At 71.0% G+C, this 26358-nt stretch carries 22 protein-coding genes and 2 pseudogenes; 11 read left to right on the top strand and 13 right to left on the bottom strand.

Going from position 1 to position 26358, the window contains the following annotated elements; translation table 11 throughout:
• Positions 1-32: 32 nt before the first annotated feature.
• Entirely contained in the window at positions 33-1184 is a 1152-nt protein-coding gene (locus ACFWPS_RS33940; protein ID WP_383712201.1) for a dihydrodipicolinate synthase family protein, read from the bottom strand.
• Positions 1181-2338 (bottom strand): Gfo/Idh/MocA family protein, encoded by a 1158-nt coding sequence (locus ACFWPS_RS33935; protein WP_383712198.1) that lies wholly within the window; start codon positions 2336-2338, stop codon positions 1181-1183. Before ACFWPS_RS33935 ends, ACFWPS_RS33940 begins: the two co-directional genes overlap by 4 nt.
• A 239-nt stretch (positions 2339-2577) precedes the next feature.
• On the opposite strand from ACFWPS_RS33935, the gene ACFWPS_RS33930 reads away from it, so the two are divergent.
• The gene (locus ACFWPS_RS33930) at positions 2578-3624 is read left to right on the top strand and encodes a LacI family DNA-binding transcriptional regulator (protein WP_383712196.1); all 1047 of its coding nucleotides are present in this window, start codon (positions 2578-2580) and stop codon (positions 3622-3624) included.
• Between the two features lie 261 nt (positions 3625-3885).
• On the opposite strand, the gene ACFWPS_RS33925 is transcribed toward ACFWPS_RS33930, so the two are convergent.
• Both ACFWPS_RS33925 and ACFWPS_RS33920 read right to left on the bottom strand, forming a co-directional pair.
• A complete protein-coding gene (locus ACFWPS_RS33925; RefSeq protein WP_383712193.1) occupies positions 3886-5136 on the bottom strand; it encodes an FAD-dependent monooxygenase in 1251 nt (416 codons plus the stop codon).
• A 130-nt stretch (positions 5137-5266) separates the two neighbouring features.
• On the bottom strand, positions 5267-5704 hold the full coding sequence (locus ACFWPS_RS33920) for a hypothetical protein (protein WP_383712191.1): 438 nt from the start codon (positions 5702-5704) through the stop codon (positions 5267-5269).
• Positions 5705-6082: 378 nt separating this feature from the next.
• Between ACFWPS_RS33920 and ACFWPS_RS33915 the strand changes: the two genes are divergently transcribed.
• Positions 6083-7018 carry a GNAT family N-acetyltransferase gene (locus ACFWPS_RS33915; RefSeq protein ID WP_383712188.1) on the top strand — a complete coding sequence of 312 codons (936 nt, stop codon included), beginning with the start codon at positions 6083-6085 and terminating at the stop codon, positions 7016-7018.
• Positions 7019-7035: 17 nt separating this feature from the next.
• Positions 7036-7836, top strand: coding sequence for a sugar phosphate isomerase/epimerase family protein (locus tag ACFWPS_RS33910; RefSeq protein ID WP_383712185.1), 801 nt, complete (start codon positions 7036-7038; stop codon positions 7834-7836).
• Between the two features lie 21 nt (positions 7837-7857).
• On the opposite strand, the gene aroA is transcribed toward ACFWPS_RS33910, so the two are convergent.
• Positions 7858-9108 carry a 3-phosphoshikimate 1-carboxyvinyltransferase gene (aroA, locus tag ACFWPS_RS33905; protein ID WP_383712182.1) on the bottom strand — a complete coding sequence of 417 codons (1251 nt, stop codon included), beginning with the start codon at positions 9106-9108 and terminating at the stop codon, positions 7858-7860.
• Positions 9109-9516: 408 nt separating this feature from the next.
• Between aroA and ACFWPS_RS33900 the strand changes: the two genes are divergently transcribed.
• Positions 9517-11340 carry a glycoside hydrolase family 3 protein gene (locus ACFWPS_RS33900; protein ID WP_383712180.1) on the top strand — a complete coding sequence of 608 codons (1824 nt, stop codon included), beginning with the start codon at positions 9517-9519 and terminating at the stop codon, positions 11338-11340.
• A 102-nt stretch (positions 11341-11442) separates the two neighbouring features.
• Complete coding sequence (locus tag ACFWPS_RS33895; protein ID WP_383712177.1) at positions 11443-12060, top strand: hypothetical protein; 618 nt, start codon at positions 11443-11445, stop codon at positions 12058-12060.
• 51 nt (positions 12061-12111) lie between these two features.
• Here ACFWPS_RS33895 and ACFWPS_RS33890 read toward each other — a convergent pair whose 3' ends face one another.
• The 3 genes from ACFWPS_RS33890 to ACFWPS_RS33880 form a co-directional block, all read right to left on the bottom strand.
• Positions 12112-12714 (bottom strand): HD domain-containing protein, encoded by a 603-nt coding sequence (locus ACFWPS_RS33890; protein ID WP_383712174.1) that lies wholly within the window; start codon positions 12712-12714, stop codon positions 12112-12114.
• A 167-nt stretch (positions 12715-12881) separates the two neighbouring features.
• Positions 12882-13274 (bottom strand): hypothetical protein, encoded by a 393-nt coding sequence (locus tag ACFWPS_RS33885; RefSeq protein ID WP_383712172.1) that lies wholly within the window; start codon positions 13272-13274, stop codon positions 12882-12884.
• Positions 13275-13503: 229 nt separating this feature from the next.
• Complete coding sequence (locus ACFWPS_RS33880) at positions 13504-14181, bottom strand: TetR/AcrR family transcriptional regulator (RefSeq protein WP_383712171.1); 678 nt, start codon at positions 14179-14181, stop codon at positions 13504-13506.
• Between the two features lie 100 nt (positions 14182-14281).
• On the opposite strand from ACFWPS_RS33880, the gene ACFWPS_RS33875 reads away from it, so the two are divergent.
• The 4 genes from ACFWPS_RS33875 to ACFWPS_RS33860 are packed head-to-tail and all read left to right on the top strand — an operon-like array spanning position 14282 to position 18441.
• Positions 14282-15394, top strand: a complete 1113-nt coding sequence (locus ACFWPS_RS33875; protein WP_383712168.1) for a hypothetical protein — start codon at positions 14282-14284, stop codon at positions 15392-15394.
• A gap of 10 nt (positions 15395-15404) precedes the next feature.
• Positions 15405-15965 (top strand): ester cyclase, encoded by a 561-nt coding sequence (locus ACFWPS_RS33870; RefSeq protein ID WP_383712166.1) that lies wholly within the window; start codon positions 15405-15407, stop codon positions 15963-15965.
• A 26-nt stretch (positions 15966-15991) separates the two neighbouring features.
• Positions 15992-17617, top strand: coding sequence for a zinc-binding dehydrogenase (locus ACFWPS_RS33865; RefSeq protein ID WP_383712163.1), 1626 nt, complete (start codon positions 15992-15994; stop codon positions 17615-17617).
• Positions 17614-18441: an MBL fold metallo-hydrolase gene (locus ACFWPS_RS33860; RefSeq protein ID WP_383712160.1), complete on the top strand. Its 828-nt coding sequence runs from the start codon at positions 17614-17616 to the stop codon at positions 18439-18441. Before ACFWPS_RS33865 ends, ACFWPS_RS33860 begins: the two co-directional genes overlap by 4 nt.
• Positions 18442-18670: 229 nt before the next feature.
• On the opposite strand, the gene ACFWPS_RS33855 is transcribed toward ACFWPS_RS33860, so the two are convergent.
• Both ACFWPS_RS33855 and ACFWPS_RS33850 read right to left on the bottom strand, forming a co-directional pair.
• Complete coding sequence (locus ACFWPS_RS33855; protein ID WP_383712157.1) at positions 18671-19573, bottom strand: NmrA family NAD(P)-binding protein; 903 nt, start codon at positions 19571-19573, stop codon at positions 18671-18673.
• A 216-nt stretch (positions 19574-19789) separates the two neighbouring features.
• Entirely contained in the window at positions 19790-21436 is a 1647-nt protein-coding gene (locus ACFWPS_RS33850; protein ID WP_383712155.1) for an MFS transporter, read from the bottom strand.
• A 189-nt stretch (positions 21437-21625) separates the two neighbouring features.
• Here ACFWPS_RS33850 and ACFWPS_RS33845 point away from each other — a divergent pair, with 189 nt between their 5' ends.
• Positions 21626-22216: a TetR/AcrR family transcriptional regulator gene (locus tag ACFWPS_RS33845; RefSeq protein ID WP_383712153.1), complete on the top strand. Its 591-nt coding sequence runs from the start codon at positions 21626-21628 to the stop codon at positions 22214-22216.
• Between the two features lie 147 nt (positions 22217-22363).
• Here ACFWPS_RS33845 and ACFWPS_RS33840 read toward each other — a convergent pair.
• Both ACFWPS_RS33840 and ACFWPS_RS33835 read right to left on the bottom strand, forming a co-directional pair.
• Positions 22364-23053, bottom strand: a pseudogene (locus ACFWPS_RS33840) (IS982 family transposase); the annotation flags it as partial.
• Positions 23054-23142: 89 nt separating this feature from the next.
• On the bottom strand, positions 23143-24081 hold the full coding sequence (locus ACFWPS_RS33835) for a MerR family transcriptional regulator (RefSeq protein WP_383712151.1): 939 nt from the start codon (positions 24079-24081) through the stop codon (positions 23143-23145).
• A gap of 351 nt (positions 24082-24432) precedes the next feature.
• Here ACFWPS_RS33835 and ACFWPS_RS33830 point away from each other — a divergent pair, with 351 nt between their 5' ends.
• Positions 24433-25278 (top strand): MBL fold metallo-hydrolase, encoded by an 846-nt coding sequence (locus ACFWPS_RS33830; protein WP_383712149.1) that lies wholly within the window; start codon positions 24433-24435, stop codon positions 25276-25278.
• Between the two features lie 97 nt (positions 25279-25375).
• Here ACFWPS_RS33830 and ACFWPS_RS33825 read toward each other — a convergent pair.
• A pseudogene (locus tag ACFWPS_RS33825) lies at positions 25376-26263 on the bottom strand (IS630 family transposase); the annotation flags it as partial.
• Positions 26264-26358: the final 95 nt, after the last annotated feature.

The following is a 26358-nucleotide window of genomic DNA, read 5'->3' as shown; positions in this document are numbered from 1 at the left end:
CTGGTTGATGGAGAAGCGGGACAGGTCGCCGGTCACTGGTTGACTCCGTACAGGGCGAGGAGGGTCTTCATACGGTCCTCGGCCAGCTTCGGGTCGGGGAACAGGCCCAGGCCGTCGGCGAGTTCGTAGGCGCGCGCGAAGTGCGGCAGGGAGCGCGCCGACTGCAGGCCGCCGACCATGGTGAAGTGGGTCTGGTGACCCGCCAGCCAGGCCAGGAACACCACGCCCGTCTTGTAGAAGCGGGTGGGGGTCTGGAAGAGGTGCCGGGAGAGCTCCACGGTGGGGTCCAGAAGGCCGCGGAAGCCCGCCGTGTCACCGGTGTCCAGGAGCCGGACCGCCTGAGCCGCCAGCGGCCCCAGCGGGTCGAAGATGCCGAGCAGGGCGTGGCTGAAGCCCTGCTCGTCGCCCGCGATCAGCTCGGGGTAGTTGAAGTCGTCGCCGGTGTAGCAGCGGACGCCCTGCGGCAGACGGCGGCGCAGGTCGACCTCGCGCTGCGCGTCCAGCAGGGAGACCTTGATGCCGTCGACCTTGTCGGGGTGGGCGGCGATGACCTCCAGGAAGGTGTCGGTGGCCGTGTCCAGGTCGGCCGAGCCCCAGTAGCCCGCCAGCGCCGGGTCGAACATCGGGCCCAGCCAGTGCAGCACCACCGGCTCGGCGGCCTGGCGCAGCAGGTGGCCGTAGACGTCGAGGTAGTCCTCGGGGCCGGTGGCCGTGGCGGCGAGCGCCCGGGAGGCCATCAAGATGGCCTGGGCGCCCGACTCCTCGACGAGCGCGAGCTGCTCCTCGTACGCGGCCCGGATCTCCGCGAGGGAGCCGCCCGTGATCTGGTCCGTCCCCACCCCGCAGGCGATCCGGCCGCCGACGGCACGGGCCTCGGCGGCGCTGCGCCGGATCAGCTCGGCCGCGCCCGCCCAGTCCAGGCCCATGCCACGCTGGGCGGTGTCCATCGCCTCGGCGACGCCCAGGCCGTGCGACCACAGGTGGCGGCGGAAGGCGAGGGTGGCGTCCCAGTCGACGGCGGCGGGCGCGTCGGGGTTCGTGTCGGCGAACGGGTCGGCGACGACGTGCGCCGCCGAGAAGACCGTACGCGAGGTGAAGGGGGTGCCCGGGGTGAGCGCGAACGGCTCGGTGCGGGGTTCGTACGCCCGCACCGACCCGTCCGCGGCGGGGAGGTGGATGGTCACAGTTCGATCTCCGGTACGTCGATGCGGCGGCCCTCCGTCGAGGACCTCAGGCCCAGCTCGGCGAGCTGCACGCCGCGGGCGCCGGCCAGCAGGTCCCAGTGGTAGGGGGCGTCGGCGTAGACGTGCTTGAGGAACAGCTCCCACTGGGCCTTGAAGCCGTTGTCGAAGTCGGTGTTGTCGGGGATCTCCTGCCACTGCTCGCGGAAGGCGTAGGTGGCCGGGATGTCCGGGTTCCAGACCGGCTTGGGGGTCGCACTGCGGTGCTGGACACGGCAGTTCCGGAGGCCGGCGACCGCTGAGCCTTCGGTGCCGTCCACCTGGAACTCGACCAGTTCGTCCCGGTTGACGCGGACCGCCCAGGAGGAGTTGATCTGGGCGATCGCGCCGCCGTCGAGCTCGAAGATGCCGTACGCGGCGTCGTCCGCCGTCGCATCGTAGGGCTTGCCGTTCTCGTCCCAGCGCTGCGGGATGTGGGTGGCGGTGAGGGCCTGGACGGACTTCACCCGGCCGAACAGCTCGTGCAGGACGTACTCCCAGTGCGGGAACATGTCGACGACGATGCCGCCGCCGTCCTCCGCGCGGTAGTTCCAGGACGGGCGCTGCGCCTCCTGCCAGTCGCCCTCGAAGACCCAGTAGCCGAACTCGCCGCGGACCGACAGGATCCGGCCGAAGAAGCCGCCGTCGATGAGCCGCTTCAGCTTCAGCAGACCGGGCAGGAAGATCTTGTCCTGGACGACACCGGACTTGACGCCCTTGGCGTGCGCGAGCCGGGCCAGCTCCAGGGCGCCCTCCAGGGAGGTGGCCGTCGGCTTCTCGGTGTAGATGTGCTTCCCGGCGGCGATGGCCTGCTGGAGGGCCTCCTCGCGGGCCGAGGTGACCTGGGAGTCGAAGTAGATGTCGATGGTGGGGTCGGCGAGGACGGCCGACAGGTCCGTCGAGATGTGCTCGTCGGACAGACCGTGGCGGTCGGCGATCTCGCGGAGCGCGTACTCGCGGCGGCCGACGAGGACCGGTTCCGGCCACAGCACCGTGCCGTCGCCGAGGTCGAGTCCGCCCTGCTCGCGCAGGGCGAGGATCGAGCGGACGAGGTGCTGGCGGTAGCCCATGCGCCCGGTGACGCCGTTCATGGCGATACGCACCGTCTTGCGGTTCACGTGTTTCCCTTCGTCCGCGTGCGTCTCAGCAACGCAGCAAGCGCTTTCTATCTGGTCAGAAGCTAGCCTTTGAACCCTGGTCTGTACAAGACCGTGATGGGGTCGAGTTGTTCGAGGGGGCGAACAACAGGAGTGAATGGCCTTATGGTCTGCACGGCAAGGGGGCTTCCTTTGAGCTGGCTGTTGATCGGCCTGTGTACGACGGCGTACGACGAGATGCGCGACCGGAGGACGACGAGATGACGGTGACCCTGGCGGACGTGGCAGCCCGCGCCCAGGTCTCGCCCGCGACGGTGTCGCGCGTACTGAACGGCAACTACCCCGTGGCGGCGACCACCCGGGAACGGGTGCTGCGGGCGGTGGACGAGCTGGACTACGTACTCAACGGGCCGGCGAGCGCGCTCGCGGCGGCCACCTCCGACCTGGTCGGCATCCTGGTCAACGACATCGCCGACCCGTTCTTCGGGATCATGGCGAGCGCGATCCAGTCCGAGATCGGCGGTCCCGGCGGGCGCGCGGGCGGCGAGCGGCTGGCGGTGACCTGCAACACCGGGGGGTCGCCGGAGCGGGAGCTGACGTACCTGACCCTGCTGCAGCGGCAGCGGGCGGCGGCGGTGATCCTGACCGGCGGGGCGATGGAGAACGCGCCGCACGCAGCGGCGGTGGCGGCGAAGCTGCGCAAGCTGGCGGACGCGGGGACCCGGGTGGTGCTGTGCGGGCGCCCGCCGGCGCCGGACACCGACGCGGTGGCGCTGACCTTCGACAACCGCGGCGGCGGCAAGCAGCTGACCGAGCATCTCATCGGGCTCGGCCACCGGCGGCTGGGCTACATCGCGGGACCCGAGGAGCGGACCACCACCCGGCACCGTCTGGAGGGCCACCGGGCGGCGCTGGCCGAGGCCGGCATCGAGGAGGACCCGCGCTGGACCGTGCACGGGCGGTACGACCGCCGGGCGGGGTACGAGGCGACGCTGGAGCTGCTGCGCCGGGACCCGTCGCTCACCGCGGTGGTGGCGGCGAACGACTCCGTCGCGCTCGGCGCGTGCGCGGCGCTGCGGGAGTCGGGGCTGCGGATCCCGGCGGACGTGTCGGTGGCCGGCTTCGACGACCTGCCGTTCAGCATCGACGCGGTGCCGTCGCTGACGACGGTACGGCTGCCGCTGGCGGAGGCGGGGGCGCGGGCCGGCCGCATCGCCATGGGCCGCGAGGAACCGCCGCCGGGCGGGATCGCGACGGTCCGCGGGGAGCTGATGGTGCGGGGCTCCTCGGGCGTACCCCGCACCTGACCACCCACCGGCGACGAGAACCCCGACACCGGGGGGCGCGGCTCAGGTGCCCCCGACCATCCCTCGTCCCGACGGCTTCCCGTCCCGGCCGGCGTGCCCGCTCCCGCCGCGCCGGGTCGTGTTTCGGCTGCGGGTGCGTGGGGGTTGCTCGCGCAGTTCCCCGCGCCCCTGAAAAACAGGGGGTTGCGCGGCGCCCCTTCTTTTGGGGGCGCGGGGAACTGCGCGACAAGCCCCCACCGGCCCGCAGCCGACCGACGACCGTCAGCGGTCCTCCGGCAGGGAGCGGCTCAGCAGCGGCAGCGGTGCCTCGCCGCGTTTGCGGTCCTGGTACCAGCGCTTGCCCGTGTCGTAGGCCCGGCGGGCGCGGCGTACCGGTTTGCGCTGGATGGCGAGGTGGGTCTGGTAGCGCCAGGGGGACTGGTGGCCGCCCTGGCGGACCGCCATCGCGTAGGCGAAGTCGACCGGGTCGCGGTCCAGGTAGTCGTCCAGCCGCTCGAACCAGGCCATGCTGGTGCGCGCCGCCGCCTGGACGGGATGCAGTTCCGCGCGGCGCCGCTTGTCGTACTCGCGCAGCGCGACCCGCGGATCCGGGAAGCCCTTGAGGGCTTCGGACAGCACGATCGCGTCGATCATCGCCAGCCGGGTGCCGGAGCCCAGCGTGAAGTGGGTGGTGTGCGCGGCGTCCCCGGCCAGCACGACGGGGCGGCCGTCGCCGTCGTCGACCCAGGTCCTGTTGCTGATGTGCGTGAACCGCTGCCACTTGGCGGGCGCCCCGCGCGACCGGCTGATCAGGGAGTGCCCGTCGAGTGCGCGGTGGAAGATCTTCTCCAGCAGGGGTACGGCGTCCTCCTCGTCGAGCGTGTCCAGGCCGAGGCCCTGCCAGGTCTCCGGGGAGCACTCCACGATGCAGGTGCCGACGCCCTTGAACGACGGGTAGGCGTGGAACCAGATCCAGCCCGCCTCGGTCTCCTCGAAGGCGAACACGAAGCTGTCGAACTGCCGGTCCGTGCCGAGCCAGATGAAGGGGTTGCGGCCGGTCTCCAGGCGGGTGCCGAAGCGCTCGGCGCGGCTCTGCCTGATCCGGCTGCCGGCTCCGTCGGCGGCCAGGATCAGGTCGGCGTCGGGCAGGTCGGCGGGGTCGGCGAGGCGCTCTCCGTGCCGTACGTCCACGCCGAGGGACTTCGCACGCCGGGTCAGGACGTCGAGGAGGGCGGCGCGGCCCATGCTGTAGCCGTAGCCGCCGAAGTACGCGGTGCCGTCGTACCGGTTGCCGTGCACGTGGATGTCCTGCTGCTGCCAGAGCACCGAGCCGGCGCTGACCGCCCGTGCGCTCTCGGGATCGTTGCGGTGCAGGATGTCCAGCAGGTCGCTCCAGTAGACGACGCCCCAGCCGTAGGTGGCCTCGGGCGGGTCCGCCTCCAGAACGATGATCTCGTGCCCGGCGTCCCGCAGTTTCGCCGAGATCGAGAAGTACAGTCCGGCCGGGCCTCCGCCCGCACAGACGATCCTCATCCGGTCACCGCCTCCACGGCCGCGGGACCCGGGGGCCCGCAGGGGTTGGGATGCATGGGTCCGGGTGCCCAAGGGTCGGGCACCCGGATCCACCCTTTGCTGTCAGGGAGCTTCAAACGCTGTGACCTGGCTAGTCTCCCCAGCCACCTCCGCCCCAGCCACCGCCGCCCCAGCCACCGTAGCCGTGGCCGCTCCAGCCGTAGTCGTCGTCCCAGCCGCCGTAGCCGCCGTGGCCGCCGTAGCCACCTCCGCCGTAGCCGCCGTGGCCGCCGTAGCCACCTCCGCCGTAGCCGCCGTGGCCGCCATAGCCACCGCCGCCGTAGCCGCCTCCGCCGTGACCGCCGCCGTAGCCACCGCCGCCGCCATGGCCGCCGCCACCGCCGCCGTGACCGCCGCCACCGCCGCCGTGACCGCCGCCGCCACCGCCGTTGTCCTGGTAGGAGACGACGTGGTCAGGCGCCGCGTGGGTGGCCGCGCTGGCGACTCCGGCTCCGGCGGCGAGCGCCAGGATGGGTGCCGAAATCGCAGCAATGGCGACCCTCTTCATACGTGTGGTGTGCGCGCGCATGGTTTCGCCCCTCTCCGAGGGTGTGGTTGTGTAACGACGGCCGCCGTGTCAGGAGGGCCGGCCGCCCTGCGTGCGCTCCGGAACCTGCGCGCAGCTCCGAGCGCGTCCGCCGCCCGCGATTGCCCGGGTTTCTCCGCACCCGTTCGGGCTCTGCGGCGGACCACGTCACATCCTTGTTGAAACGGACATTAGTGACGTTCATGTACAAATCTACGGCGCTGCCGCGATGAAGTCAAAAGCAGGACCACGGCCAAGTAAACAAGAACAAGTAAAGCCTGCGGGACCGCCGTTCGAGCCGACTCCTTCCGGCCGGAGGGGGTGGCGGGATAGCCTCGGAGGCACGGTATCTCTGACTCAGTCAAACATCGGAATCCAGCCATGACCGTCCAGGACATCCGTGCCTTCAACCGCTTCTACACCAACCTCATCGGCGCCCTCGACTACGGCCGCCACCTCTACGCCCCGTACACCCTGACCGAGGCCCGCGTGCTGTACGAGCTCGCGCACTCCACCGACACCGACGCGGCCGACCTGCGGTCCGATCTCGCACTGGACGCCGGTTACTTGAGCCGGATCCTCAACAAGTTCGAGGAGGCCGGGCTGGTCGAGCGCGCCCCCTCGGAGAAGGACCCGCGGCGGCGGCGCGTCTCGCTCACCCCGGGCGGCCGGGCCGCCGCCGGGCTGCTGGACGAGCGGGCCCGGGAATCGGTCGGCTCGCTGCTGGGCGCCGTCGACCCCGGCGAGCGGCCGCGCCTCGCCGATGCGATGCGCACCATCCGCACGATCCTCGGTGACGGGCACGCCCCCGAGGGCCCCGGCGAGGTCGTGCTGCGCGAGCCGCACCCCGGCGACCTGGGCTGGATCGTGCAGCGCAACGCCGCCCTGTACGCCGCCGAGTACGGCTTCAACGCCGATTACGAGGGCCTGGTCGCCCGGATCGTCGCCGACTACGCCGAGGACCACGACCCGCACCTGGAGCGGACCTGGATCGCCGAGTGGGCCGGGCGGCCGGTGGGCTGCGTGATGTGCGTACGGGACGACGCCCCGGGCACCGCACGGCTGCGGCTGCTGCTCGTCGAGCCGGACGCCCGGGGACTCGGCGTCGGGGACCGGCTGGTCACCGCCGTGATCGACTTCGCACGCGGGGTCGGCTACCGCGACCTGGTCCTCTGGACCAACGACGTCCTGTCCGCCGCCCGCCGCATCTACCAGCGCCACGGCTTCGTCCTCACCGCCGAGAAACCGCACCGCTCCTTCGGCAAGGACCTGGTCGGCCAGGACTGGCGGCTGGACCTGCACGGAACCGGCCGGTGAGAAGTAGGTTGGTGAGCATGAGGTTCGCCTTCTCCACCCTCGGGGTTCCCGGTCTGCCGGTGCCGGACGTGCTGGCGCTCGCCACTGCCCACGGCTACCACGGCGTGGAGCTGCGCGCCCACCCCGAGGAGCCCGTGCATCCCGGCCTCGGCCCGGCCGCGCGCGCCGATGTGGCCGCCGAGTTCAAGGCGGCCGGGGTGGAGGTGCTGGGCGTCGCCGGGTACGCGCGGGTCGCGGCGCCCGGCGAGGACGCCCCGGTCCTCGACGAGACGCGCCGACTCCTCCAGCTCGCCCACGACTTGGGCGCCTCCTACGTGCGCGTCTTCCCCGGCGCCGACCCGGACCTGCCCGCCGCCGAGTCCGACGCGATCGCCGCCCGGCGGCTCGGCACGGTCGCCGAGGACGCCTCCGCGCTCGGTGTGCGGGTCCTCCTTGAGACCCATGACTCGCACCGCACCGGCGCCGCCGCGATCCGGATCCTCGGTCCGGTCGGCCACCGCATGGTCGGCTCGCTCTGGGACGTCATGCACACCTGGCTGGGCGGCGAGCAGCCCGCCGAGAGCTACGCGGCGCTCGCCCCGCACCTCGGCTATGTCCAGGTCAAGGACATCGCCTCGGCCGACGACACCACCCCGTTGCCGCTCGGCGCCGGGATCCTGCCCCTGTCCGAGTGCGTGGAGGTGCTCTCCCGGCACGGCTGGGACGGCTGGCTGTGCTGGGAGTACGAGAAGCGCTGGTACGAGGCGGCGGCCCCGCTGCCCGGACTGCTGGCGGCGGGGCGGCAACACCTGGCGCGGCTGCTCAACGACTCGGCGTGAGCCCGGATCCCGCCGGCGCGGTCAGGCGCCGGCGAACGGGATCCCCCACCCCGCGGCCAGCTCCCCGAACGCCTCGTGGAAACCCGGGAAGGTCTTCTTCACGCACCCGGGGTCGTCGAAGGAGATGCCGGGCGTGCGGAGGCCGGTCACCGCGAAGGACATCACGATGCGGTGGTCACCGAAGGTCTTGATCCCGGCCGGGGCGGGGGTGCCGGGCCGGATCTCGATCCAGTCCTCGCCGGTGGCGACCTCGATCCCCAGCCGGCGCAGGTTCTCCGCGCAGGCGTCGAGCCGGTCGCACTCCTTCACCCGGGTGTTGGCCACGTCCTCGATGCGGACGGGACCGTTCGCGAAGGGGGCGATGGCCGCGAGGGTCGGCATGGTGTCGGAGATGTCCCGCATGGCGACGGTCAGGCCGCGGAGCGTGCCGGTGCCCCGCACGGTCGTGCTGCCTTCGGCGATCTCGACGTCCGCGCCCATCCGCCGCAGCACGTCCACGAACCCCAGGTCGCCCTGGAGTGCACCCCGCCCGAGCCCCGGCACGGTGACCTCACGGCCCGTCACGGCCGCCGCGGCGAAGAAGTAGCTCGCGGTGGAGGCGTCGGGCTCGATCGCGTAGGTGGTGGCCCGGTAGCCGCCGGACGGGACGACGAAGACATCGCCCTCGCGCGCCACCGCCACCCCGAACGACCGCATCATCGCGATCGTGATCTCCACGTACGGCGCGGACACCAGGTCCGTCACCCGGATCCGCAGGCCCTTGCGGGTGAGCGGGCCGAGCAGCAGCAGGGCGGTGAGGTACTGCGAGGACTGCCCGGCGTCGAGCGTCACCTCGCCGCCCTCGACCCCGGCCGCCTCGATGCGCAGCGGATGATGGCCCTCCGCCTCTTCATGGCGCAGGTCGACACCGAGGTCGCGCAGGGCGCGGGTGAGCGGGGCGAGGGGGCGGCGGCGCATCTGCTCGGAGGCGTCGAAACGGTAGCTGCCGTGGCCGGCCGCGGCGAGGGTGGGCAGGAAGCGGGCGGTGGTGGCGCCGTCCCGGCAGTAGACCTCGGCCTCGGGCAGCGCGGGGCCCTGCGGGCGGCCGTCAACCTGCCAGGTGTCGGGGGTACGGCCGACGCGGTAGCCGAGCCGGGCCAGGCCCTCGGCGAAGCCCTCGGTGTCGTCGGAGCGGAGGGGGCGGACGAGGGTGGTGACTCCGTCGGCGGCGGCCGCGAGGAAGAGGGCGCGGGCGGTGACGGACTTGGAACCGGGGATCGCGACAGCGGGCATGGGCCGATGATCTCTGGTTTCTCGTGAGCGGGGGGATGTTTGTCCATGGGGTGGTACAGGTGGATCGGTGTGCGCGGGTCGGTGGGGGCTTGTCGCGCAGTTCCCCGCGCCCCTTACGGGACGCTCCTGACGGGGCATGTCACATTCGTCCCGGCAGTCCTCCTGCTCCCAACTTCCGGGAATTCCGGTCCGTCCGGGAACCCGCCCCCTCCCCCGCCCGTCCAACACGCAGGCTGCCGGAAGAGTCTCCGTGGTGTGGTGTCGGCCCTCGCTGCTGGCTGCGATAGCTGACCTGCCCTCTCCGCCGCACCACGGCCGTCGGCCCGCCGCCATCGACGTGCCCCCCTCCAATGCGCCGATGGCGGCCCCTTTCCGGTTACCGTGCATTCCCCACCAAAAGGAGTGCACGTGCCCTCCAGACGCACCGTTCTCGCCGCGACCGCGGGCGTCACCGCGGCACTGGCCGTCGGCGCCGGCGCGAACGCCCTCGGCTCCGGCGACACGAACTCCGAGGAGAAGAACGCCGACGACAGGAAGCTCCGGGCGATCGTCGCGCGGATGTCGCTTGCGGAGAAGGTCGGTCAGCTGTTCGTGATGCGGGTCTACGGGCACTCGGCCACCGACCCCGACCAGGCCGACATCGAAGCCAACCTCAAGGAGATCGGCGTCCGTACCGCCGCCGAGCTGATCGCGAAGTACCGCGTCGGCGGGATCATCTACTTCACCTGGACGCACAACACCCGGGATCCACGGCAGATCGCCGAGCTGTCGAACGGGATCCAGCGGGCCTCGCTGGCGCAGCCGCGCGGTCTGCCCGTCCTCATCGCCACCGACCAGGAGCACGGCGCCGTCTGCCGGATCGGCAGGCCCGCCACCCTCTTCCCGGGCGCCATGGCCATGGGGGCGGGCGGCTCCCGGGCCGACGCCCGCACCCTCGGCCGGATCTCCGGCGCGGAGCTGCGCGCGATGGGCGTCCGGCAGGACTACTCCCCCGACGCCGACGTCAACGTGAACCCGGCCAACCCGATCATCGGCGTACGGTCCTTCGGGGCCGGTCCGGACGCGGTCGGGGCCCTGGTCGCCGCCGAGGCGCAGGGGTACCGGGACGCGGGCGTGGCGGCCACCGTCAAGCACTTCCCGGGGCACGGCGACACCGCCGTCGACAGCCACACCGGCTTCCCGGTGATCACGCACAGCCGGGAGCTGTGGGAGAAGCTGGACGCGGTCCCGTTCCGGGCGGCGATCGAGGCCGGCATCGACTCGGTCATGACCGCGCACATCCAGTTCCCGGCCCTGGACGGCTCCGGCGACCCGGCCACCCTCTCCCACCCCGTCCTCACCGGCATCCTGCGCGGCGAACTCGGCTACGACGGGGTCGTGGTGACCGACTCCCTGGGCATGGCGGGGGTCCGCACGAAGTACGGCGACGACCGGGTGCCCGTGCTCGCCCTGAAGGCCGGTGTCGACCAGCTCCTCGACCCGCCCCACCCGGACGTCGCCTGGAACGCCGTCCTGAAGGCCGTACAGGAGGGAGAGCTGACCGAGTCACGGCTCGACGAATCGATCCTCCGGATCCTGCGGCTGAAATCCCGGCTGGGGCTGCTCGACCGGCCGTACGTGCCCGCGAAGGACGTCGGCCGGGTGGTCGGCACGGCGCAGCACCTCGCCGCCGCCGACCGGATCGCCGAGCGCACCACCACCCTGCTGGTCAACGAGGGCGGTCTGCTCCCGCTGTCCCGCCGTACGCACGGCAAGGTGCTGGTCGTCGGCGCCGACCCGGCCTCCCCGTCCGGTACGACGGGACCGCCGACCGGCGTGCTCGCCGCCGCCCTCACCGAACTGGGCTTCGCCGCAACCGCGTTGTCCACGGGTACGGACCCCTCCGCCGCCGACGCCGACAAGGCGGTCGCGGCGGCGCAGGGGGCGGACGCGGTGGTGGTCGGGACGTACAACGTGACGGCGGGCGGCGGACAGCAGCGGCTGGTGGAACGGCTGGTCGCGACCGGCCGCCCGGTGGTGGCGGTGGCGGTGCGCAATCCGTACGATGTCGCCCAACTCCCCTTTGTGAAGGCCTGCTTGGCGACCTACTCGTGGACCGACGTCGAACTGCGGGCCGCGGCACGGGTGATCGCGGGCCAGGTGGCACCGCACGGCAGGCTGCCGGTGCCGGTGCAGCGGGCGGACGATCCGGCGCAGGTGCTGTATCCGATCGGCCACGGGCTGACGTACTAGACGTACGTCACGGAACCGGGCGTAACACCCACATCAGGCGGAAAGCCTCCCGGACAGCTGGCGTGGACCGTGATCGCGGGCCACGCTGGCAGGGGGGTCGGTATGCGCAGCAGGCGTTTTGCGGGGGTTCTGGTGGCGCTGGCCGTCGTGCTGCTGCCGGCTGGCTGCCGGACGTCCTCGTCCGGGGCGCCGGCCGGCAGCGCCCGGTCGACGGCGAGCCCGACGCTGTCCGGGTACGGCGCGCAGTTCCTCGCGGTCGACGAGTGCAGCTCGTTCGGGACCGCGAGCTTCACCGAGGTGCCCTGCAGCGGCGAACGGGCGGCGGCCCGGGTGATCGCCCGGTACGACGGCGCCGTGGCCGACGGGCCGCTGTGCCCGGCCACCACCGACTTCGTGCTGCACATCGGCGCCCAGCGCACCACCGGCGACGAGGACGGCGACGGAACGATCCCGCAGGGCTACGCCTGCATGCGCAACCTGGAGCCGCCGCACCCCGGTGACCCCGGCGGGGGCGGCGGGCCGCGCACGATCGTCGGCGACTGCGTCTACGGCTCGGGCCACGGCCAGGTCCGGGAGACCGCCTGCGACGGATCGGGGAAGCGGAAGCCGCAGTACCAGGTGGTGCGGGCGGTGACCGCACGGGACGCGTGCCCGGCGGCCACCGCCCTGTACGTCCAGCTCGGCGGGGAGCACCCGGTGGGCTGCGCCCGCCGGGTGTGAACGCTCAGCGGTCCGGGAAGTCCGGGAGGTCCGCCGGATCCTGAGGCCGGGTCAGGTGTGCACCGGGAAGGCCGACTGGAAGGCGAGGCGAGAGGCGGCGGCCGCCCCGAGTCGGGTGAGCAGGTCGTCGAGCGCGAGGTACTCCTCCCAGGGCTCCCGTCGCGTCGCACCTGCCAGCGCCCTGACGACCCTGTCCTCAAGGCCGGGGACGCGCTTGTCCTTCCACACCTTGTCGGCCGTGCTGACCAGGAGGTCCTCCATCGTCACCTCGGGGTTGTCCCAGTCGGCGTGGGTGGCGGCGAACCGGGCCAGTCCGGGCCGGAAGCCGCGGCTCAGCAGCAGGTCACGGCCGGCGGCCTCGTGGGCCGAGCCGGGTCCGGCGAGTTCCTCGGGATGGCGGACCTTGCCCACGTCGTGGGTCGCCGCGCCGAAGAGGACGGCGTCGCGGTCCACGGCCAGCTCCGGGTACCGGTCCTGCACCCAGTCCACCAGGTCGGCCGCAACGTCGTGCACCGCACGCAGGTGCGCCGCCAGCCGAGGCGGGGCGCTCAGGGATCGCAGCAGTTCCGCCACCAAGGCCGGCAGCGGCCGCAGCCGGGGCTCGCCCGGGGCGTCCAGGGCACGTGCCAAGAAGTCCACAGGCGTCGCGGTCATCCCGCAGACGTTACTCGCGGCCTGCCCGCGTCACCATGACTCGGCCTGCCGGAACAGCGTGACCGCCTCGGCGAAGAACCAGACGCAGAACACCAGACACCCAAGCCACAGCCCCCACAGGACCCAGCGGACCTCTCGTCGTATGCGCACAGGCGGGATCATCCTCCTCAGCAGAGGATCCACCCCGAGCTCACCGAACTGCGCCCCACCGCGCCCCGCACCCACACGCACCGGTGCCCGGCGTGGACCGTGACCGGGCCCGCGCGGTGGCTGTACCTGCCCTTGTCGACGACCGGGCGGTTGCCGCGGGCCTGGACGCTGACGGACATCATCCGCCTGCCGCCGGACTTTCTGGGGAGGGTGATCGCGCAGACGTAGCCGCCCTGCCGGTAGACGTGCACGGTGCCGGTGGCGAAGGACAGGGTCCGCACCTCGCGTCCGGCGCAGTTCGCGGTCGTCACGGCCTGGGCCTCGGCCGGTGCCACGAGGGCGAACACCCCGGAGGCGGCCAGCAAGGCCACACCGAGCGCCAGCCGCCGGCGTATCGCACCACTGTCCACAGTCGTCCCCTCCCGTACCGCAGCTGTGCACCAGCCATGACCGTACTGATGTACGGACGCCCGACGTATGTCGGATGGTTGCACGGCCGTCAGGTACGCGAGTCCACCGCCCCCGCGTGCCGGCGTCGGCGACGACCGCCGTCACGGCCCACAGGATGAGCTCGCCGGGATGAGTTCACGGGGCTTCCGCGGACCCACAGCCGTGCCCTCTGTGCACGGTCGCGTCGCATCAGGACGCGGCGAGGCGGGCCATGACGGCGTCGAGCGCGAGGCCGAGGGTGAACTCGAACTCGGCGTCGCGGTCGAAGCGAGCGAGGTCGGCAGCGGCTTCGGCGACCCGGGGGAGGCCCGACCGCTCCAGCACGGCCTGGCGCTGTGCGATGCCGGGAGCGTCGGTCATGCCGTACGTGGGTCCCGCGTGCACCTCGCGGAGCAGGGTGCCGATCAGCGTGGCGACCAGGCTGCGCAGTATCGAGACGGCCTCGCGCCGTGGGCAGCCCGTGGCGCGGAGGGCGGTGAGGACGGCTTCGACCGGGGCGAGCCCTTCGAGCGACGCGAGTTGGCGGGTGAGTACGAGCTGCGCCGCCCGGGGGTGGGCGAGGGCGCGGGCGCGGAAGGCGTGGCCGACGGCGAGCAGGTCGCCGCGCACGTCTCCGGTGGGCTCGGGCAGGCGCATCGACCCCAGGATCTGTTCGGCCACCGCGTCGAGGAGGCCGTCCTTGCCGGCGACGTGGTTGTAGAGGCTCTTCGGGTCGACGCCGAGGACTCGGGCGACCGAGCGCATGGAGACCGCGTCGACGCCGTCCAGGTCGATGACCTCGAGGGTGGCTCTGACGATCGCGTCGCGGTTCAGCAGCGGCGCCCCCTTGGGCGGGCGGCCCCGTCGGGGCTCTCGTGTCTCGGTCATCACCCCATGATGCCCGCCATTGAATTAATCCACGACGTGGGTATATTTGGCCCAGCCCAGTTAATACCCACAGCGTGGGTAAAAGAGGGAAGGAGCGGCGATGCGATTTCCGTGGGGTCCCGGTGACGTGGCCGACCTGCCGACGGTCGGCGCCGGCATCGACACCTTGTCCGACCTGTCGAGGTCGGGAGAGCCGCCGGGCGTCCGGTTGCGGACGGCACGTGTCCAGGCCAGGGCGTTCCGCGGTGAGTTCGCCCGGACGGGCAGGCCGGACACGGTCGTCACCTGCGATCTGGTCACGCTGCCCTACCCCACGCGGTTCGGCCTGTTCCGCGCGTCGCGCGCGATCGCCCCGTTCCTGTCGATCACCAACCGCATGCTCGTCATCCGCTGGCGGGACAGCGACGGTCGCCCGCGGGTACTGCTCTTCGAGCCGAGCGACGTCGAACTGGGCCGCTACACGCCGTATTTCGACAACCTCGCCCAGAAGACGCCGGGCGTCCTGGAGCGGCGGATGGTCCGCGAGCACGGCACGGTGCTGGGGCACCTCGCCAGGCTCGGCATCCGCCCGGGCGATGTCGACTACCTGATGTTCGACCACCTGCACACGCAGGACCTGCGCCGCTGGGTGGGTACGACCGCCCACCAGGACGACCTCGACGCCCGCCCGCGGGCCGCGTTCCCCCGCGCCAAGGTCATCGTCCAGCGGGACGAGCTCGCCGGCATGGCCGAACTGCACCCGCTGCAGAGGCCCTGGTACCAGCCGGACACCTACCGCGACGTTCCGCCCGAGGCGTTCCTGCCGATCGACGGTTCGATCGTCCTCGGTCCGGGCGTGGCCGTGGTCAGGACGCCGGGCCACGTCTTCGGCAACCAGAGCCTCGTCGTCAACACGTCGACCGGCATCTGGGTCAGCAGCGAGAACGTCATCGCCGCCGAGGCCCTCACCCCCGAGCACTCCAGGCTGCCGGGCATCGCCAAGTGGGCGCGGCAGTGGCAGCAGGAGGCGGTGCTCAACGCCAACACGATCGAGACCACCGCCGACCAGTACAACTCGGCCGTCCTGGAGAAGACGTTGGCCGACCGCAGCCAGGCCGACCCACGCTTCCTGCAGTTCTTCCCCTCCAGCGAGCTGACCGGTGCCTGGACGAACCCCGGCACGACGCCGACGTTCAGCCACGGTCACATCACCCACGGCGTCCAGCCGGTCTGAGGAAGCCACCATGTCGCGATTCACCCTGCCGTCCGAACCCGTGCTGCGCGCCCGCGAGAAGCTCGTGCTCGATCACTTCCGGGACGAGGTCCGCCAGGACTGGGACGCCACGCTGTCGACGTTCCCGCATCCGCACTACGAACTGATCGCCCAGATGACCGTCCACGACGGCGACGGAGAGGTGCGCGAGTACTACCAGGACACCCGCGTGGCCTTCCCCGACCAGGATCACGAGATCATCGCGTTCCGGCACAGCGTCGACGCCGTGATCGTGGAGTTCTGGCTGCTGGGCACCCACAACGGGCCGCTCGGCGCGATCCCCCGGACCGGATCGAGGCACCGCACCCGTATGACGGCGTACTTCATCTTCGACGAGCACGAGAACCTCGTCACCGAGCGGATCTACTTCGACCGGCTCACCATCCTCGGGCAACTCGTCGGCGGCGTCGACAAGCGCAGTCCGGGGGGTCTGCTCAAGCTTCTTCGCATCCTCAGGGGACTTCTCTCGATGTCCGGTGCCGCACCCGACCCGCGGCTGCTCACGACCACGCCGCCCGACTTCGTCCGTTGACCACCATCGATCAGAGGAGATCCCCGATGACCTCGACGACCACCACGACGACTCCGGCCACCATGCGCGCGCTCATCGGCGGCAAGGCAGACGCCTGGAGCCTCGAAGAGACCGAACTGCCCTCACAGCTGGGAGCCGTCCGGATCCAGGTCCACGCGGCCGGTCTGAACCGGGCCGACCTCTACGCTCTCGAAGGCACCTACACCGCCAACTCACAGGGCGAGGGGCCGTTCACCGCCGGCATGGAGGTCGCGGGCGTCGTAGAGACAGGGAGCCCGCTGGCACCCCACCTGCCCGCCGGGACCCGGGTCATGGGCATCACTGTCGGCGCGTTCGCCGACTACGCCCTGTGCCATCCACGACTGGTCGTCCCGATCCCGGACCGGCTCGGCTTCGAGGAGGCCGCGACCCTCCCCGTCGGTCTCGTCACCGAGCACGACGCGCTGGTCACCCAGGCCGGGTTCACCGCCGGCAAGTCCGTTCTGGTCGTCGGCGGCACCAGCTCGATCGGCCTGATCGGCATCCAGCTCGCCAAAGCACTCCGGGCGGGCACCGTCATCGCCACGACGACCAGCGACGCCAAGCGGGCCGCCCTGCTGGACGCCGGCGCGGACGTCGCCGTGAACACCGCGACCGAGGACCTCGCCGCCGCCGTCCTCGCCGCCACGGACGGGCAGGGCGCCGACGTCACCCTCGACCACGTCGGCGGAGACCTGTTCGCCGTGCTCCCGGCGGCCACCGCGATCGGCGGCACCATCATGAGCATCGGGCGGCTCGCCGGACCCGCGACCGCCCTCGATCTGGACACCGTCGCCTTCCGCCGCCAGAAGCTGATCGGCACCACCTTCAGCATCCGCACCCGTGCCGAACTCGGCGAGGTGGTCGCCGCGTTGGGCGAACACGTGCTGCCCGCGGTCGCGGACGGAAAGATCGCCCCCTGCCTGGACACCGTCTACCCGGTGTCGAGGGCCGACGAGGCTGCCCGCCGGCTACGCGCCGGCGACGCCACCGGCAAGATCGTGATCTCCTTCGCCGACGCCCACACCGGACCGGCGCCCGCCCCCAGCCCGGTGGCGAACATGTTCGGCAGCATCGCGCAGATCGGCTATGTCGTCCGCGACATCCACGCGTCGATGGAGAACTTCACCAGGGCCGGCATCGGCCCGTGGTTCCACCTCAAGGGCGTCAGGCCCGGAGACTTCACCTACCGGGGCCAGCCCTCCGACCTGGTCATGGACGTGGCCGTCGCCAACAGCGGCGACATCCAGATCGAGCTCATCACCCCGGTCAACGACGCACCCTCGATGTACCGGGACTTCCTCGCCGCCGGCCACGAAGGCGTCCAGCACATCGCCTACTGGAGCGAGAACTACCAGGACCTGTACGACCGTGCCCTCGCCGCCGGGTTCACCGTCGGGCAGGAGGGCCGGATCGGCGGATCCGACGGACGGTTCGCCTATCTGCAGACCGGGCACCACCCCGGCACCGTCATCGAGATCTCCGACACCGGCGGCACCAAGAAGTTCGTCTTCGACCTGATCAGGCTGGCCGCCGCCAACTGGGACGGCACCAACCCGATCCAGGAGATCGACGCCGATCTCATCGGCGGCGATCCCGCTGCCCTGGCCGCGACGATGGAGGCGCTCGGGTGAAGGTCCACCACCTGAACTGCGGCACCATGCGTCCCTGGGGCACGCCCGAGGGACTGGTCTGCCATGTCCTGCTCGTCGAGACCGACACCGGACTGGCCCTGGTCGACACCGGTCTCGGCCTCCTCGACGGGGCCGCACCCGGCCGGCGGTTCGGACCGGCCCGGCACTTCGTGCGCCCCGCGTTCGAGGAGTCCGAGACGGCCGTCCGGCAGGTCGGGAGGCTCGGCTTCGACCCGAAGGACGTCCGCGACATCGTGCTCACCCACTGCGACGCCGACCACGTCGGCGGGCTGGCCGACTTCCCCTGGGCACGCGTCCACCTCACCGACGCCGAGGCCACCGCGGCGCTCCATCCGGCCACCCGCGTCGAGAAGGGGCGCTACAGGCCCGCGCAGCGCGCCCACGCTCCGGCGTTCGTCCGCCACACACCCGGGACGGGCGAGGCCTGGCGCGGGTTCGCGGCCGCCACCGAGCTCACCGGGATCTCGCCCGGCATCGTGCTGATCGGCCTGACCGGACACACCCGCGGGCACGCCGCGATCGCCGTCGACGCCGGCGACCACTGGGTGCTCCACGCAGGCGACGCGTTCTACCACCACGGCCAGGTCGACGGCGTCGGCAAGGTGCCGAAGTCGCTGCTCGCCATGGAACGTGCCGTCGCCCACGACTGGCGCAGAGTACGGGCCAACCACGAGCGGCTCGCCGAGCTGTGGCAGGCCGCGGACCATGACCTCCTGCTCGTCAACGCCCACGACCCGAGCCTCCTCGCCTCGGCCCGGGCCCGTGCGGGTTCCTGGCAGGGCCCTGATCCGGCCCACCACTGAAGCTCACACGCCCTCGGGAAGGCCGTGGCCCCCGTCGGGCGGCCCGGTTGCGGTTCCGGATCGACGGCGCCTCCCGCGACCCCGGCTACGCGGCCAGGAAGGCCCGTGTGGAGCACCGCTACGCGATCGCCGCCGGTGTGTTCATCGGCTTTCCCGCAGACGCTCGCCGGCGGCATGATGGCCGGGACGATGGCCGGGACGACTCGTTTCGCGGCATCCCGACCGCGGTTCAGCCCAGGTAGAAGTCTCTGCGGGCGGCCACGAACGCCTCGATGGACCGGGCGGGGGTGCCCGTCACCCGCTCGACGCCTTCGGCCGTGCGGTCGTAACGGTTGTCCCGGTGCAGCCGGGCCATGGTGGCGATGTGCTGTACGAGGTGCGGCGGCATCCCCAGCTTCGGGAGCTGTGCCTCCCACCTCTGCGCGGGCACGTCCACGTAGGACACCGGCCGCCCCAGCGCCCGGGAGAACTCCGCGGCCAGCTCTGTCATGTCCACCGAGCGCGGCCCGGTCAGCTCGTAGACCTGGCCGACGTGCGGAGCCGGGTCGCGCAGCACGGTGGCGACGACCCGGGCGACATCGTCGACGGCGATCGGTGAGGTGCGTCCGGTGCCGAACGGCAGCGCGATGGTGCCGTTCGCCCGGATCGACCGCGCCGCCATCGTGGTGAACAGCGGTGAGTCCAGGAACACCGTCGGCCGGATGTGCACCACGGGCAGGCCGGACCAGTCGAAGACCTGCTCCGCCAGCCAGTGCAGCCGCTGCTGGTGCGACTCCTCGGTGCTGGTGGCGGTCATCTGCGACACCGTCATCTGTGACAGGTCGACCAGGGCCTCCAGATTCCCGTACTCCCGCGCGACGGAGGCCACCACGGTCGCCGCCAGCAGGTGGTCCGGAGACACACGCATCGCGAAGTACATCCGCGTCACGTCCTGCAGTGCGGCCGCCACCGTCTCGGGCCGGGTCAGGTCACCGGTGACCACCTCCGCACCGAGCGCGCGCAGTTCATCCGCACGCTCGTCCTCGCGGCGGACCATGAAACGCACCGGTACGTCCTGTGCGCGCAGTTGCTCGAAGACCGTACGGCCCACGCCGCCGGCGCCTGGGATGAGAACAAGGTTGCTGGCAACCATGAGTCGATCTCCTTGGGAGTGATGGGACATCCGGGTCGGGGTGTGATCAGAGCGTCAGCGGAAGCAGTGCTGGCGTTCGTCGTGCGATGGCCGGGCCGATGGGGGCCGGCCACAGCGAAGCCGGTGCAGGCCCCACCCGCACCACGCGGGCCGGCGTCGGTACTGAGGGGACGGCAGGCGGCGGCTGACCGGGGGTCTGGCGGGGATGGTTCGTGATCACTGTCGGGCTCCTGCGGTCTGGCGCCGGGGCTTGTCTCCGCCGGCGGCCGGGGCGGACTCCTTGCCCGGCAGGAAGGCCAGTACGACGACCGCGCCGGCCAGGGCGACGGCCGCCGACCCGATCGCGGTGAGGTGCATGGCGTGGATGAAGGCGTCGTTCGCGGGCCGTACCAGCGCCCGGCCGGCCGGTCCCATCTTCTCGGCGACTGCCAGGGTGGCCTGGAGGGATTCGCCTGCGGTGTGCCGGTCGGAGGCGGGCAGTACGGCCAGGTGGCTGTCGATGCCGTTGCGGTAGGTGGTGGACAGCAGCGATCCGAGCACGGCGACCCCCATGGCCCCGCCGACCTGCCGGAAGGTGTTGTTGACCGCGGATCCGGAGCCGGCCTTCTCCCGCGGCAGTGACGACATGATCATGACGGTGGCGGGCGGCATCACATGGGCCATGCCCGTGCCCATCAGGAAGAACAGCACCTCAAGCACCCATATGGGGGTGTCCTGGCCGAGCAGCAGGAAGCCGGCGAAGGACACGGCGGTCAGGGCGAGGCCGGTGGCACACACGGCCCGGGCGCCGAAGCGGTCCACGACCAGCCGGGCCCGCGGGGCGAAGAACATCTGGGAGGCGGCCAGCGGCAGCACGAGCAGACCGGACTGCAGGACGCTGTAGCCCCGCACGCTCTGGTTGTAGAAGACGCTGAAGAACGTGACGCCCATGAGGGCGAAGAAGACCAGGCCGACGGCGGCGACGGACGCGGAGAACCGCCGGTTGCGGAAAGAGGTGACGTCGAGGGCCGGGTGGTCGCTGCGGGCCTCGTACCCGACGAAGCCGCCGAGGACCGCCAGGCCGCCGAGGATCGCCGCCCAGGACTCGGGCCGGGTGAAGTCGCCCAGCTGGCCGCCCTTGATGATGCCGTAGACCAGCAGTGCCAGACCGGCGATCGACAGCAGCACGCCGACCGGGTCGAGCCTGCCGGGTCCGGGGTCCTTGGAGTCGGGGACGATCACGGCCATCGCGGCCATCGCGGCGACCACGATCGGCACATTGACCAGGAAGACCGAGCCCCACCAGAAGTGCTCCAGCAGGATGCCGCCGGTGATGGGGCCGGCGGCGATGGCGAAACCGACCGCGCCCGTCCAGATGCCGATGGCCTTGGGCTGCTCGTCGCGCTCGAAGACGTTCATGATGATCGCGAGAGTGGCGGGCAGGATGAAGGCGCCGCCGAAGCCCATCAGGGCGCGGAAGGCGATGAGCTGCCCGGAGGAGTCCGACAGCGCGGACAGCGCGGATCCCGCGCCGAACACCAGCATGCCGAAGAGCAGCACTTTCTTGCGGCCGAGCCGGTCACCGAGCAGGCCCGCGGTGAAGAGGAGTCCGGCGAAGACCAGCGTGTAGGAGTTGACCGCCCACTCCAGCTGGGCCTGGGTGGAGCCGAGTCCGGCGGGAGCGGGCTGGGCGATGGTCTTCATCGCCACGTTGAGGATCGAGTTGTCCAGCATCACCACCAGGAGGCTGCACAGGAGCACGGCCAGGATGGCCCAGCGCCGGCGGTGCACTGCCTCGGAAACGCTTCGGTGCCGGGCAGCCGGCGCGGACGGCGCGGAGCTTCCGGGCGTCGGGGAACCGGTGGGGGTGGGCGGTGATGCCACAAGGATCTCCAGAGCTTTCGGTGGTTCTGCGATCGCCGGACGGAGGCCGTCGGCCGCAGACAGCGGATGGCAGGAAAAGAGCCCTGCTTGATCTGCCAGGGCATCTCCCATCCGAAATAGATGTCACTCGAAATCTAAACAGGAGATAGGATAGATGGCAAGTGACATCTATCCTAGGGAAGTGATCGCATGGGCCGCGTGTCCCAAGCGCAGGCACAGGAGAACCGACAGCGTGTCGTGGCCACCGCCTCCCGGATGTTCCGCGAGAAGGGCACCGCGGTCAGCGTCGCCGATCTGATGAAGGCCGCCGGGCTCACCCATGGCGGGTTCTACAAGCAGTTCGCCTCCAAGGAGGACCTGGTCGACGAGGCCATCGCCCACGCCTTCGCCGAGCAGGCGGCACACTCGGCGATGACATTCGAGGAGCACACCGGGGAGCACGAGGCCGCCCGCCGGACGCTGATCGAGGACTACCTGTCGGTCTGGCACCGTGATCACCCTGCGGAGGGCTGCCCTGTCTCCGGATTCGCTGCCGACCTGGGGCGCGAGCCCGAGCAGGCCGCCCGCACCCAGCAGGTCTACATCAACGGAGTACGCAACCGTGCCGCTCGGCTGGCCACCGGCGATGACGACGGGATGGCCCAGCTGTGCACCATGGTCGGTGCCCTCGTCCTCGCTCGCGCCACCCGGGGCAATCCGATCTCCGAAGAGCTGCTGCAGGCCGCACGCACCGCTCTCGCCGAGGACACCCAGCCCGAACCGCAGCGACACCCGGGCTGACCCGGGCCGGCCGGGAACACGGCCCCGGCCTCGCCGTACGCGGCCCCTCGCCCCGACGCGATCTTCACGACGTACTCACCGGCGTGAGTTCCGCGAGCGGCGGCCAGGACCGGGCACCGGATCCGACCACGGCGCACGCGGCGTCGCCGCCCCGCCCTTGCGGGCCGGGCGTAACAAGTCCAGGTGCCGATCGGTGAGATCGCGCTCGAAGTCGCGGCCGTAGTAGTTCTTGTCGCCGATGATCGTCTGTCCTGGATGGGTGGCGGCGACGTCGGGTGCGGTGTCGAGCATGTCGTGCAGTGTTTCGCGTTCGTCGGCCTTCGCGCCGGTGAGCGCGAACAGGACGGGCAGTCCGCCCAGCGTGCACATCAGGTGCAGGCGCAGGCCCCAGAAGTACCGGGAGTGCGACGCGCAGTAGCCGTACTGTGCCCAGCCTGCGAGGTCCGAGCGCCTGGCGGTCTCACGGGAGCAGCCGCAGCCGACCGGGGTGGAATCGACCGCCCACACGTCGTCGCTCCACAGCGAGGTGTCCTGCGCCAGCATCCTGATCATGTGCTTGAGCAGCTCGGATGCGTTGCGGAGTCGCTTGTTGTAGCCGTACTGCTGAGGCAGGTACGGGAAGAGGTGGCGGAAGTCCCGGCCGGCGCGCCGCAGCCACCTCCGCTCTGAGATGTAGCCGAGCAGCGTTGACATCGCCGCGACGGTGACCAGTTCGGCGTCACTGAGCGTGGGCGCGATTCCAACGGCCGGACGCCACGGAACCAGATGCGGCGAAGCCTTCAACGCGTCGTCGACCCTGACGTACAGTGCCGTTGCGAGAGTGTCCGAGTCAGTCATCACACACCGGCATTGGACACCCTCGCGCCATGTCCGCAGGCCACCCTTTGGATTCATTCAGGGATCCCGGGCGATCCCTACTGCAGTGACTATGCGGCGTGGTCGTTTCGCAGGGCCTGGATGAGCCAGGGGTACACCGGGATCAGGTTCGGTACTACCTGCCAGCCGTTGACGATCCACACCAGCCGCCAGTACCGGTCCACCCGGGGATCGTGCGCCTCTTCGAACTGCTGCGCCATCCAGGCCCGGAATTCCGTGTCAGGGGTGCGTGCGAACACCTCGGCGAAGCGGTGCACGAGGTCGTCGATGACGGGTGCGCCCCTGTCGCTGAGCGGGTCGATGCCCGACTCCATGGCCTCGGCCACCTTCTGACGGGTGAACTCCATCAGTTCCTCGCCGGCATCGCTCTCGATGTCGAGCGTGCGCCCGGCGGCCTGGCACATGGCCGTCCGGCGCATCCGGGCACGGAAATCCTCGTCGCCGACCAGCTCGGCGAGCTCCACCCACGCGGCGACCTGCTCGCTGGTCGGATCATCGGGGAGGTCGGGAGTGGCAGCGCGAACCATGGCCACCGCGGCCGGGTCGGCATCCACTGTGCCGAAGGTGCCATCCACGAAATCGTCGATCAAACGCCGGCGTTCCTCGCCGGACAACCGCGTGAGCCTGTGCATGAGCTTGGTCTCCTCGGGACTGGACCCGCGTCTGGCCACGACTCGCAGAACGCTCCGACGCAGTAGCAGCATCCGGATCTGGACGTCCATGGCGTCGGCGTGCGCCGCGGCGACTTCCGCCACCGAGAGCTCCCGGTCCAGTACCCGTTGAATCGTGGGCAGGTCCATGCCCAGCTCGCGCAGTGTGCGGAGGAGTTCCAAACGAAGCAGTGCGTTGAGGTCGTAGAGCCGATAACCGGCGGGACTTCGGGTGGTCGGCGCTACCACCCCCGAATCGGAGTAGAACCGGATCGTCCTCACAGACAAGCCGGTCCGCCGGGACAGCTCCCCGATTGAGTAGAGGGTCGTAACGTCCATGTCCCTCACTCTGCCGTCTCCAGTCACTGGAGACTCAAGGCTGTTCTCCAGCTGGGCGAGCGATGGCAGCCATGTGTCACCGCTCGCTGGCGGCCTATGGCCACGAGCCCTTGGACTCATTCATCTAGCTAGTGCTGTGACCGCATAGGTTCGCCGGGTCGGCCAGGCTGCGGGTGCGACGAGGCGTTCGCCCCAGCGGGGCGGGCGTTGGCGTTGCGCCAGCGCCGGTACCAGTGGGTGAACTGCCTCAGCGGATTGTCTCGTCGGGGAGGGTCTCGGGAAGAGGCCCAGCAGGGTCGGCTGTTGATGTCGGCGTCGTCAAGTGGTGAGTTCATGGAGGGGTAGGTTCTGGTGTCGTCTTCGAAGCGGGTCGCGTCGGTCACGGGTGTGCGGCTTCCGATCTGCAGCACGTGCGGCGTGCAGTACGGGGCACCGCGCGCTGATTGCCCGATCTGCCTGGACGAGCGGCAGTACGTCGGTTGGGATGGCCAACAGTGGACGACGCTGGCCGAGTTGCGCGCCAGCGGCCGTCGCGGTCGGCTTGATGAGGAGGGACCCGGCGTGATCGGGGTGGGTGCGGTGCCGTCGGTGGCCGTCGGCCAGCGCGCGCTGCTGATCCGCTCACCGTCGGGCAACGTGCTGTGGGACTGCGTGGGCTACCTCGATGACGACCTTGCCGCCGAAATTGAGGATCTGGGTGGGATCAGCGCGATCGCCGTCAGCCATCCGCATTTCTACGGCGTAATGACCGAGTGGGGCCGGGCCTTCGACGTTCCCGTGTACGTCCATGCTGCGGACCGTGACTGGGTCGGACGGCCCGATCCGGTGATCGAGTACTGGACGGGCGACACTCACCAGATCGCGCCTGGCATGACGCTGATCAACGCAGGCACGCACTTCGCCGGAGGCACCGTGCTGCACTGGGCTGACGACCCGGAGAGGCGCGGTGCGCTGTTCAGCGGTGACATCTTCATGGTGGTGATGGACCGGCGGTGGGTCAGCTTCATGTACAGCATCCCCAACTTCATTCCGGAGCGACCGAGCATCATCCGCCGCGCGCTTGCGCTGGTCGAACCTTTCGCCTTCGAGCGCATCTACGGGGCGTTCTGGGGGCGTGTGGTCAGCGCCGACGGGGCGGCCGCGGTCCAACGTTCCGCGGAACGGTACCTGCGCTTCGTGGTGGAAAGCGGCTCGTAGCGGAGCCGGGCCGGGCGGGTGCGTAGTCAGGGGCGGCGCCGATCGCCCGCAGGCGTCTTCGGCTGGCGCTGTGACCGCATAGGTACACTGGGTTGGATCAAGCTGCGGTTTTGAGAGGACGTCCGCCCCAGCGGATTCCTTTCTCGCTGCGGATGCGGGCGCGTTCCTTGCGTTCGGCGGCCAGGACGTCGCGGTGGCGGGCGTTGGCGTTGCGCCAGCGCAGATAGGCGTGCAGGGCCCGGGTCTGCACGGTGTGGTTGGGATAGTTCGAGTTGGCGATGGTGAACTGCCGCAGCGGTCCGAAGTGCGCCTCGATGGGGTTCGCCCAGGAGGCGTAGGTCGGGGTGAAGCACAACTCGACCTTGTTCTTCCGCGCCCAGCGGCGGATGTCGGCGCCCTTGTGGGCGGACAGGTTGTCGAAGATCACGTAGATCGGTGCGCCGTCGGGCCGTGCGGCGCGGATCGACTTCAGTGCGGCCAGCGTGTTCCCGGCGCCCTTCTTGCGGCGGTTCACGCCCCACAAGGTGTCGTCGCCGTTGGAGTAGCAGCCGTGGAAGTACCGGACTCCGTGGGTGCGGTGGTAAGTGGCCGGCAGCCGGTCGGGACGCCCTTGTCCGGCCCAGCCCGAGCCCGCGGTGGGCCGGATCCCGAGCGGGCCGAACTCGTCGAACGCAAAGACCCGGTCCGGGAAGCGGTCCAGGACTTCCTCGATACGGTCGAGCTTGGCGTCGCGCTCGGGGTCCGGGGACTCCTTCCACGTCTTGGTGCGCTGGAAGGTGATGCCGCGGCGGGCGAGCAGGCACCGTAACGCCTCGCGGCCGATGCGGATCACCCGGCCGTGCACTTTCCGCAGGTAGGCGACCAGCTTGCGCAGCGACCAGCGAGTGAACGGCTGGCCGAGCTTGACCGGTCGTGTGGTGGCCGTCGCGATGACGAAATCCTCGTCGTCATCGCTGAGTTGGCGGGGACGGCCTCCCGCCCACTGAGACACCTCACGCGGCTAAGTGTCAAGCTGCGGTGGCAAGTTGGGTTGGGAACGCGGTCTGTTCGTCGAACAGTTCGTGTTTCTGGAGGCAGTGG

This window comes from Streptomyces sp. NPDC058457 (assembly GCF_042720695.1).
Taxonomy (GTDB): domain Bacteria; phylum Actinomycetota; class Actinomycetes; order Streptomycetales; family Streptomycetaceae; genus Streptomyces.
Note: the sequence above shows the minus strand (reverse complement) of the source record. Positions and strands in the feature narration are given on the sequence as shown.